Here is a 10,282-nt window from a genome sequence, read left to right on the forward strand (position 1 = left end):
TAGCGTGGTGTCGCTGAAGCGCCGTACTGACGACACGACCCCCGCATTTGCTGGCGAATGACAGTCGTCGGACCGCACAAGATGACTTTTCCCAGCAATTGCGGGCAGCAGTGCGCCTGAGCCCAACTCGGGCTGATCAGCCGACAGCCGGGTCATTGTCCTGCTCGACCGGGCCCTGCTGCGCGCGCTCGGCACGGCGGCGGGCGCGGGCGGCCTTCTCCTCGGCGTCGAGCTCGGCGGCGCGCTCCGGGGTGGGCGCGGAGCCGCCCCGCGCGGCCGGGAGCCACCAGGAGCCGGGGGGCTGCTCGTCCGCGGGGTAGGCGTCCACGGCCTCGGCCACGAGGTCGGAGAGCCGGCTGTGCAGCTCGAGGGTCTCCTTCACCGGGTCCTGGCCGGTGGGGTACATCGGCTCCCCCACGCGGATGCCGATGGTCTTGCCCCGGGAGAAGTCGCGCGGGTGGTCCTTGGTCATCAGGCGCTGGGTGCCCCACAGCGCCACCGGGATCAGCGGCACCCCGGCCTGCGCGGCGATCCGGGTGGCGCCGGACTTGAGCTCCTTGACCTCGAAAGAGCGCGAGATGGTCGCCTCGGGGAAGATCCCCACCACCTCACCGGCCTCGAGGTAGCGCAGCGCCTCGTCCATCGACGCGGCCCCGTCACCGCGGTCCACGGAGATGTGGTGCATCGAGCGCATCACCGGGCCCCCGATGGAGTGGTCGAAGACCTCACGCTTGGCCATGAACCGCACCAGGCGGTTGGAGGGCACCGCGGCGAGCCCACCGAGAATGAAGTCGATGTAGGAGACGTGGTTGAACGCCAGCAGCGCCCCACCGGTGCGCGGGACGTGCTCGGTGCCGCTCATCTGGAACCTGAGACCCAGGACGCGGAACAGGACCTTGCAGGTCGCGATGATCGGCGGGTAGGTGATGTCGCGCATGTGGGTCCTCTGGAGATGGTCGGGCGGTGCCGTCGATGGCGGGGTCGTGCGCCCGATGGTGCCACGCGGGCCGGGTCCCCCACCTGCCCGGATCCGTTCAAGGACGGGGCAGCCACCCCGGCCAGTGGTCACACGGACCGGTGACGGCTCTGCGAGACTGTCCGCATGCGCCCGATTGTCCAGAGCCGCAAGCTCCAACATGTCCGGTACGACGTCCGCGGACCCATCCTCGTCGAGGCCCAGCGGCTCGAGGCCGAGGGTCACAAGATCCTCAAGCTCAACATCGGCAACCCGGCTCCGTTCGGCTTCGAGGCCCCCGAGGCGATCGTGGCCGACATCGTGCACAACCTGCCCGAGGCGCAGGGCTACTCCGACTCCCGCGGCATCTACTCGGCGCGGACCGCGGTCGCGCAGTACTACCAGTCCCACGGGCTCACCGAGACCAGTGTGGAGGACGTCTTCATCGGCAACGGGGTCTCCGAGCTGATCTCGATGGTCCTCCAGGCCTACCTCGACGACGGCAACGAGATCCTCGTGCCGGCACCGGACTACCCGCTGTGGACCGGGGCGGTGCACCTGTCCGGGGGCACGCCGGTGCACTACCGCTGCGACGAGGAGAACGGCTGGGACCCCGACCTGGCCGACGTGGAGTCGAAGATCACCGAGAACACCAAGGGCCTGGTGATCATCAACCCGAACAACCCCACCGGGGCCGTCTACAGCGAGGACACCGTCAAGGGCCTGGTCGACATCGCCCGGCGGCACGAGCTGGTGATCTTCAGCGACGAGATCTACGAGAAGATCCTGTTCGACGACGCGGTGCACCACCACACGGCGTCGTACGTCGGTGACGACGTGCTCTGCCTGACCTTCAGCGGGCTCTCCAAGGCCTACCGGGTCTGCGGCTACCGCGCCGGCTGGGTGATGATCTCCGGGCCCCGCCACCTCGCGGAGGACTTCCTGGAGGGCCTGACCCTGCTCGCGAACATGCGGATGTGCCCCAACGTGCCCGCGCAGCACGCCATCCAGACCGCACTGGGCGGCTACCAGTCGATCACCGAGTACATCCACCCCGGCGGCCGGTTCTACGAGCAGAGCAAGACGGCCTCACGCCTGCTCAACGAGATCCCCGGCGTCAGCTGCGTGGAGCCGCGTGGTGCGCTGTACTGCTTCCCGCGCCTGGACCCCGAGGTCTACCCGATCAAGGACGACGAGCAGTTCGTGATCGACCTGCTCCGCGCCAAGAAGATCCTGGTCACGCACGGAACCGGCTTCAACTGGTTCGAGCCCGACCACTTCCGGCTGGTGACGCTGCCCGACCTCGACACCCTCACCGAGGCGATCGGTCGGATCTCGGACTTCCTGGCCACCCAGCGCGTCTGAGGGCGAGGGCGTCCCCCCAACTCCACAAATGTGGGATCGCGACGTCGAGTCGGGCCGATCCGACGTCACGAACCAACATTTGTGGGCCTGCGGCACCCCACCGGCCCACGCACCCGGACCTACCATGGGTCCATGTCGCGCAGGGTCGAGCGGTTGACGCTGGATCACCTCCAGCAGCTCCCGGGACGCTGCGGTTTGTGCGTGTTCTGGGAGCTCGATCCCGTACGCCGGGCCACGGTGGCCGGGCACGAGGCGGAGGAGAAGGCCGCCTGGGTCTCCGAGCTGCTGCGCGACTGGGGCTCGTGCGGACAGGTGGCCGTGGTCGACGGCGAGGTCGTCGGGCACATCATCTGGGCGCCGCCGGCCCATGTGCCCGCGGCGCTGAGCTTCCCGACCTCGCCGGTGAGCACCGACGCAGTGGTGCTGGCCACGGCCCACGTCGACCCGTTGCACCGCGGCGGGGGACTGGGACGGATGCTCGTGCAGGGGATGGCCAAGGAGCTCGTGAAGCGCGGGGGGATCAAGGCGGTCGAGGCGTTCGGGGAGACCCGCGCGCGCGGCGGCAGCTGCGTCGTACCGGCCGACTTCCTGCTGGCCGTGGGGTTCTCCACGCTGCGGGCGCACGCGGTCAACCCGCGGATGCGGATGGACCTGCGCACCACGCTGTCGCTCCGCGAGGAGCTCGAGCGCACCCTGGAGCGGTTCCTGGCCCCGGTGCAGCTGCCGGTGCACGGCCGCACACCCGATCCCACCTCGCGATCCTAAAGCGACCTGCGGCGCGGTCGGGCTCAGGCGGTGGGGAAGCTCCCGCGGATCTCGCTGACCCGCAGCACCCCGGTGGCGGTGTCGACCTCGGGGGTGAGGTGGAAGCGCTGCACGGCGACCACGATCGCCCCGGCGAGCAGGTCGCGGAAGGCGGGGTCGGCCAGGCGCTCGGCGTCCCCGGCGTTGGTCAGGTAGCCGGCGTCGAGGCGTACGGCGGGCATCCGGGTGCGGCGCAGCACGTCCCACGTCTTGGGGTGGCAGCGCAGGTCGACGAGGTCGCTGCGCGCGACGATCTCGCGCTGGACCAGCCCCGCGAACCGCTCCCCGTCCGAGGACCACGTCGCCCGGTCGGTGTCGCCGAAGAAGTAGCTGGAGACGCCGCACGCGGAGGGGTTGGTGGAGGAGTCCAGGGCCAGGGAGAGGAACAGGTCGGCGCCGGCCCGGTTGGCGAAGGCGGCGCGCTCGGCCTCCTCGCCGGGTGCTGCCCACCGCGGCGTGGTCAGGAAGGCCTGCACGCCGATGGCGACCAGGCGGCCCTCCACGCGCTGGGCGAGGTCGTGCAGGATCGCGTCGGAGCGCTCGGCGAGGTCCGCAGGCAGGTTGTAGCCCCGCCCGACGTCGATCACCACGATCCTGCCGCCGAGGTGGGGGCCGGCCTCCCGGATCCGCTCCTGGGCCCGCAGCCGGTTCGGGGCCCCACCCTCGACCATCGGCCGGAGCTGGGCGAGCGCCTTGAGCGTGGCCGGACCGCAGGTGCCGTCCGGGGGGATGCCGAAGTTGCGCTGGAACTCGCGGACACCGGCCTCGGTGTCGGGTCCGAAGTATCCGTCGACGCGCCCCACGCGGAAGCCCAGGTCGAGCAGCCGGCGCTGCAGGGCGTAGACGTCGTCGCCGGCGATCAGGTCGCCGGGCAGATGGGTCAGGATCCGGTCGCCGAGCCGCCAGCGGGCCTCTGCGAGGCGTCGGAAGGTGATCGGACCGACGACGCCGTCGACGCTGAGGCCGCGCTGCTGCTGGAAGCTGCGCACGGCGAGCTCGACGTGCTCGTCGAAGGTGCGGTCCAACCCGAAGCCGGATCCCCGGTCGGGGTCAGCACCCGAGGCGTCGTCAGGGCCCAGAAGGCCGATCCGCTCGAGGAGACCGACGATCTGGGCGACGGCGGGGCCGGAGTCCCCGCGCCTGACGACGACGTTCAATGCAGCCGCGAGGATCAGCCGATGAAGTCGGCGAGGTCCTTGAGCAGCGCAGCCTTGGGCTTGGCGCCGACGATCTGCTTGACGACCTCGCCACCCTTGTAGACGTTGAGCGTGGGGATGCCGTTGACGCGGTACGTCGAGGGGGTGACCGGGTTCTCGTCGACGTTCATCTTCACGAAGGTGAGCTTGTCGCCGTGCTCGCCGGCGAGCTCGTCGAGGATGGGTCCGACCTGGCGGCACGGGCCGCACCACTCCGCCCAGAAGTCCACCAGCACGGGCTTGTCGGACTTCAGGACCTCGGCCTCGAAGTTGGCGTCGGTGACGGCCTGCAGGTTGGACATCTGAGCTCCTCGTTGTGTTGACGTCTGTTCGTCGTGCGGTGGTGGAACATCCTCGCGCCGGGTTTTCTTCCCCGCGCACCGACGCGCTGACGCGCCGGTGAGGGGTCAGGCGCTGGCGCCGACCGTGGCCGCGCCGGCCGGGGTGGTCAGCGCGAAGTCGAGGTCGGCGAGGTAGCGCTCGGCATCGAGAGCCGCGGAGCAACCGGTGCCGGCCGCGGTGATCGCCTGGCGGTAGTGGTGGTCGACCAGGTCGCCGCACGCGAACACGCCGGGCAGGTTGGTGCGGGTGGAGGGCGCGTCGACGAGCACGTAGCCCTCCTCGTCGAGGCGGACCTGTCCGTGCAGCAGCTCCGAGCGGGGGTCGTGGCCGATCGCCACGAACAGCCCGGTCGCGTCGAGCTCGCGGGTCTCCCCGGTCACGGTGTCGCGCAGCGTCAGGCCGGTCAGCTTGTCCTCGCCGTGGATCTCGGCGACCTCGGAGTTCCAGGCGAACTCGATCTTGGGGTCGGCGTACGCGCGCTCCTGCATGATCTTGGAGGCGCGCAGCTCGCCGCGGCGGTGGATCAGGGTGACCTTGGACCCGAAGCGGGACAGGAAGGTCGCCTCCTCGATCGCGGAGTCGCCTCCACCCACGACGGCGATGTGCTGCTCACGGAAGAAGAACCCGTCGCAGGTGGCACACCAGCTGACGCCGTGGCCCGACAGGCGGTCCTCGTCGGGCAGGCCGAGCTTCCGGTAGCCGGAGCCGGTCGCGAGGATGATGCTGCGTGCGGAGAAGGTGCCCTCGGCGGTGGTGACCGTCTTGATCTCGCCGGTCAGGTCCATCTCGATCACGTCGTCGGAGACGAGCTCGGCACCGAAACGCTCGGCCTGGGCCCGCATCTCGTCCATCAGGGCCGGGCCCTGGATGCCGTCGCGGAATCCGGGGAAGTTCTCCACCTCGGTGGTGTTCATCAACGCGCCACCGGCGGTGACCGAGCCCTCGAAGACCAGGGGCTCGAGGCTGGCCCGGGCGGCGTACACGGCTGCCGTGTAGCCCGCGGGGCCGGAGCCGACGATGATCACCTGGCGGGTTGAGCTGGTCTGTTCGGTCACTACTGCTCCTGCGCTGGTCTGGCTGGGTCGGACCTCTGGAGAACAGATCCTAGGCACCCCGCATTCCGTAGGCACGGCCGACGCCGCCCCCCTTGAGTCGGGAGAGGGTCAGGAGAGGGAGACGAGGCGGGTGAGGTCGTCGCGGGGCAGGTCCGGTACGGCGGTGGCCTGGACGTTGACCGAGACCAGGTCCGCGCGCCCCGACTGCACGGTCAGGAACGCGGTGTCCGAGGCGTCGCGACCGGTGGCGATCCGTACCAGCGTCTCGCGGGGCGCGAGGGTGGTGGCGTCGACGACCCGCCACTGGCCGTCGATGGCCGCCTCGACGACCGCGTGGAAGTCCATCGGGGAGAGCCCGGGTGCGTAGACCGCGACCAGGCGGGCAGGGACGTTCCTGGCGCGCAGCAGCGCGATCACGAGGTGCGCGAAGTCACGGCACACGCCCTGGCGCAGCAGCAGGGTCTGGGTGGCGCCGTCGGTGGGGCGGCTGGTGCCGCTGACGTAGTAGAGCTGGGTGCCCACCCACGAGCTGACGGCGTCGAGCAGCTCCTTGCCCTCGAAGGAGGAGAACTCGCCCCAGGCGGTGGGCCCGAGCTCGTCGGACTCGGCGTAGCGGCTGGGACGGCGGTAGACGATGTCGTCGACGGGGTCGACCGCCGGCGGTGCGGCGAGGCCGGAGACCTCCGCGTCGTAGGAGAGCGCCAGCCGGCCGGGAGGGGCGGTGCAGAGGTGCAGCCGGCCCCCGTCGGAGACCCGCTGCTCCCGCACGTCGAGGCGCCGGCCGTCCACGGTGACGGTGAGCGACTCCGAGGCGAGCTCGGGTCCCTCGGCGACCGCGACCGACCACACCAGCTCCGCCTCCTCGCGCACGTCGAGCTCGACCTGGCAGGCGACGGAACGGGTGCGGGGGGCGCTCATGGGTGCAGTCTTGCGCACCACGGGGGAGTGGGCGCACGTGTCTCGCAACTAGCGAGGCGTCGCGGCCAGGGTCGTCTGGTCGAGCCTGCGGGTGCCCGCGCAGTCCCAGGCCTCCACCAGCCAGCCGGAGGCGCGTCCACGCGCGGGAAGCTCCTCGGCGTGTACGACGAGCACCGCGGGGCGACCGTCGTAGACAACCTGGCGGGTGACCGCTCCCGCGCTGGTCCTGGGCCCGCGGCAGGCATCGCCCTGCTGCGGGTCCGGCGACTGCGAGTCGGTCCCCCCGAACTCACGGGTCCCCGGGTCGGGGGTGTCGGAGGTGGCTCCCTTGCCGACTCCGGGGTCGCTGCCGAGCAGCTCCTCGACGTCGGCGGTGAACGAGGCGGAGCTGAGCCGGGGCAGCTCCGCGGACGCGGACGCGCTGTCCTGGGCGCGCTCGTCGGTCTTCGACGCGGCTCCACCGTCGGCGGAGCTCAGGGTGTCGGTGCCGAAGAGGTCGGTGCCGGAGACGACCGCGCCCCCGACCCCGACCACGATCACGGCCGCGGCGGCAGCAGCAGCGGCAGCCGGCCATCTCCGGCGCCGGCGCAGGGGTACGACGTCGGCACCGTCCGCCTCGCGCTCGGCCACGAGCCGGGCCAGGGTCTCGTCGAGCCGGGCGGCCACCTCAGGGGGCATCGACTCGCCCTCAGGCCCGGATCCGAGGTCGGCGAGCAGGGCACGGATGCGGGCGTCCGCCTCCTGGTCATCGCTCATGTCCGCTCACCTCCTTCGGTGGGTCTCCTCGATGGGACGTGCTGCGGGGGCCCGGGGTTCCCTGCGGGGCCGCATCGGGCCCCGGTGCGGACGCCGGTGCGGCCGCGGGTGGCTCGTCCAGGTCGGCCAGGAGCACCGCGAGCCGGGCCCGTCCCCGGGCGCACCTGCTCTTCACGGTCCCGGCCGGCACCTCCAGGATCTGTGCCGCCTCCTGGACCGGGTACCCCTCCATGTCGACCAGCACCAGCGCCGCCCGCTGCTCGACCGGGAGCTCGGCGAGCGCAGCGAGCACCCGGTGACGCCGGTCCCCGGCCAGCGCCAGCGCCTCAGGTCCGGCGTCCGGGTCGCTGCCGACGAGGACCTGTCCGCGCGCGGCGTGCTCCTCGAGGTCGTCGGGGAGCGGGTCGGCGGCGCGCACCTTGGCCCGGCGATGCCGGTCCAGGCACGCGTTGACCACGATCCGGTGCAGCCAGGTCGTCACCGCGGCCTCCCCCCGGAAGGACCCTGCTCGCCGGAACGCCGAGACCAGGGCGTCCTGGAGGGCGTCGGCGGCGTCCTCGGCGTTGCCGGTCGTGCGCAGGGCCACCGCCCACAACCGGTCGCGGTGGCGTGCGAACAGCTCACCGAAGGCGTCGGGGTCCCCGGCGAGGTGCGCCTCGACCAGGGCGGCGTCGTCGCGCCCCGGGCCGAGGTCCGGCTTCACGACCTGACCGAGATGTCAGTGATCTCGCCGCGGAAGCCGCCGTCCACCGCGGGCAGCCTGGTCAGCCAGACGAGCAGGTAGCGGGTCTTCGGGGCGGGGTCGAGCTGCACGGTCGCGCGCGTCGAGGCGTCCGCGAGCTCGGCGACCTTGTCGAACTGGTCGACGCTCGCCGGCGACTCGGTGACGCCGGCGGGAGCGGCGTACACCTCGAAGGAGGTGGGCTCGCCCTTGAGCTGCACGCTGACCGAGCGTGCCGTCCGGTCGGCGCCGAGGTCGACGATCAGGCCGACGCCGGGCTTGAGCCCACCCAGCGCGGGGTCTCCCCGGTAGGTCATCGTCTGCCAGGAGGTGGCGGGGTCGCCGTCGATGGCGTTCGGGGCCGACTCGGGGTTCTCCTCCGCGGGGTCGCCGGCCGGGTCGAAGTCGCGCACCCCGGCCAGCTTCAGCTGCGCTCCCGTCGCGCGGGCCGTGGCGCTGGGGGAGTCCTCGGAGCCGGAGCGGGGGGTGTCGGGCTGGCGGTTGCTGTTGATCACGATGGCGGCCCCCACCACGAGCAGCAGGAGTACGCCGACGACGACGGCGGTCCGCAGCCAGCCGCGGCCCTCCTTGCCGGTGCCCCCGTCGTGCTGTTCCTCGGCCATGTCGAAGGGCCAGAACCCGGGCGGTGGACCTCCCGGTGGGGTGTCGTGCACGAGGTCCCGGGACCCGGTGGTCGAGTCGGGGAGCCGTGGGCCCGAGGACCGACCCGTGGTGGTGGCGTGCGCGCCGGTCGTGGAGTGCGAACCCGTCGACGTGGAGCCGGTGGTGGCACCCCAGCCGGCGGCGGCCTCCTGGGCCCGGCGCCGGGCGGCTTCCTCCTCCGCCCGGAGGGTCGCTGCGGGCACCTTGCGCTCGGTGTCCGCGAAGAGGGGACGCTCGGGCAGCTCCGGGAAGGGTGGGAGGGGGGCGTTCCAGTCGGCGCGCACCCGGGGCGGCGAGTCCGCGCCGCTCGCCGAGCCGGTGAAGATCTGGGTGGCGTCCGGGTCCGTGGACGGACTCGGCGCCGGGGTGCTCGCTCCGTCCGGGGTCCTCCAGGCGCCGGTGGGGCCGGGCTCGGGGCTGGGCTCGGGAGTTGGCCTGGGGATCGCCTGGGTGGCCTCGGCAGCAGCCGTGGCCTCTGCGGCAGGGCCGGCCGGGGTGGCGCGGATCGCCTGCGTCTCCTCCGGCCCGGAGTCGGGCAGGGGCGGGACCTCAGGGGCCGCGGGGGCGGGAGGCTCGGCGTGCATCGCGGTCGCGTCGACCGGGGCCACCAGGGCAGGGTCGCCGACGTAGTCGGCCAGGGCGGCGGCGACCTCGTGGGCCGTCTCGATCGGCAGCGAGTGCTGGGCGCCCTCCTTGTGCAGCACGCGGTCGCAGATGGCGTCGAGGGTGCGGGGTATGCCCGCCCGGACCTGGCGGGGTCGCAGCGGCCGGCGGGACTCCCGTGGCGCCGGGGGGACCGAGGAGCGCGCCACCCCCGGCCAGCGGCCGGTCAGCGACGCGTAGAGGATCCCGGCCAGGTTGATCACGTCGGCCTCGCGGGCGTCGAGGTCGCCGTAGAGCGGGTCGATCGGTCCGGGGGTCTGCAGGCTGGCGTCGACGACGTACCCGATCAGCTTGACGGCGCCGGCGTGGGTGACCAGGACGGCCTCGGGGTTCAGCCGTCCGTGGGCCACGCCCTGGGCGTGTCCGGCGGCGATCGCCTCGGCCACCTCGCGGGTGAGCCAGGCAGCGCGTGCGGGCGGGAGCGTGCCCTGCTGGAGCATCAGGTCCAGCGAGATGCCGTCGCCCCACTCGTTGACCACCCAGGCGATGCCGTTCTCGTCGTCGCAGTCGAGCACCCGCAGCAGATGGGGGTCGGTGATCGTGGCGGAGATCCTGGCGGCCTCGAGCATGCCGGCGGCGCGGGGATCCCCGCTGAGGACCGCGTGCACGGCGACGCTGCGGGCCAGGATGGTGTCGGTGGCCCGCCAGAACCAGGCGCCCTCGCGCTCCGCGAGCAGGTCCTCGAGGCGGTAGCGGCCGGCGAGGACGGTTCCGTGGCAGATCGCACCGCTACTCACGACATCCCCCTCCCACGTCTCGCCCATCCTCTCGCAGGGTGATTTCCGACCCGCGCCCGAGTGCGCCCGGGACCCCTGTGCCCCTGTGCACCTGTGGCCCCGCGCCC

Annotated in this window: 10 protein-coding genes; 2 read left to right on the top strand and 8 right to left on the bottom strand. The window is 72.4% G+C overall.

The window, feature by feature from the left end; genetic code table 11:
- Positions 1-136: 136 nt before the first annotated feature.
- A complete protein-coding gene (locus AC4BGB_RS11990; protein ID WP_490547086.1) occupies positions 137-937 on the bottom strand; it encodes a lysophospholipid acyltransferase family protein in 801 nt (266 codons plus the stop codon).
- Between the two features lie 165 nt (positions 938-1,102).
- Between AC4BGB_RS11990 and AC4BGB_RS11995 the strand changes: the two genes are divergently transcribed.
- The gene (locus AC4BGB_RS11995) at positions 1,103-2,320 is read left to right on the top strand and encodes a pyridoxal phosphate-dependent aminotransferase (protein ID WP_490547087.1); all 1,218 of its coding nucleotides are present in this window, start codon (positions 1,103-1,105) and stop codon (positions 2,318-2,320) included.
- Between the two features lie 132 nt (positions 2,321-2,452).
- Complete coding sequence (locus AC4BGB_RS12000; protein WP_490547088.1) at positions 2,453-3,085, top strand: GNAT family N-acetyltransferase; 633 nt, start codon at positions 2,453-2,455, stop codon at positions 3,083-3,085.
- Positions 3,086-3,108: 23 nt separating this feature from the next.
- Here the strand turns inward: AC4BGB_RS12000 and AC4BGB_RS12005 are convergent, their stop codons facing one another.
- The 7 genes from AC4BGB_RS12005 to AC4BGB_RS12035 form a co-directional block, all read right to left on the bottom strand.
- On the bottom strand, positions 3,109-4,281 hold the full coding sequence (locus AC4BGB_RS12005) for an N-acetylmuramoyl-L-alanine amidase (protein WP_490547089.1): 1,173 nt from the start codon (positions 4,279-4,281) through the stop codon (positions 3,109-3,111).
- A 14-nt stretch (positions 4,282-4,295) separates the two neighbouring features.
- Positions 4,296-4,622, bottom strand: coding sequence for a thioredoxin (trxA, locus tag AC4BGB_RS12010; RefSeq protein WP_490547090.1), 327 nt, complete (start codon positions 4,620-4,622; stop codon positions 4,296-4,298).
- Between the two features lie 105 nt (positions 4,623-4,727).
- Positions 4,728-5,717, bottom strand: a complete 990-nt coding sequence (gene trxB / locus AC4BGB_RS12015) for a thioredoxin-disulfide reductase (RefSeq protein WP_490547091.1) — start codon at positions 5,715-5,717, stop codon at positions 4,728-4,730.
- A 108-nt stretch (positions 5,718-5,825) separates the two neighbouring features.
- On the bottom strand, positions 5,826-6,635 hold the full coding sequence (locus AC4BGB_RS12020; protein ID WP_490547092.1) for a transglutaminase-like domain-containing protein: 810 nt from the start codon (positions 6,633-6,635) through the stop codon (positions 5,826-5,828).
- Positions 6,636-6,683: 48 nt separating this feature from the next.
- A complete protein-coding gene (locus AC4BGB_RS12025; protein ID WP_490547093.1) occupies positions 6,684-7,391 on the bottom strand; it encodes a hypothetical protein in 708 nt (235 codons plus the stop codon).
- Positions 7,381-8,094, bottom strand: coding sequence for an RNA polymerase sigma factor SigM (sigM, locus tag AC4BGB_RS12030; RefSeq protein ID WP_490547094.1), 714 nt, complete (start codon positions 8,092-8,094; stop codon positions 7,381-7,383). The genes AC4BGB_RS12025 and sigM overlap by 11 nt, the downstream gene beginning before the upstream one ends.
- A complete protein-coding gene (locus AC4BGB_RS12035) occupies positions 8,091-10,175 on the bottom strand; it encodes a protein kinase family protein (RefSeq protein WP_490547095.1) in 2,085 nt (694 codons plus the stop codon). Before AC4BGB_RS12035 ends, sigM begins: the two co-directional genes overlap by 4 nt.
- Positions 10,176-10,282 lie beyond the last annotated feature (107 nt).

The sequence above is a fragment of the Nocardioides sp. Z30_9 genome (assembly GCF_058215735.1).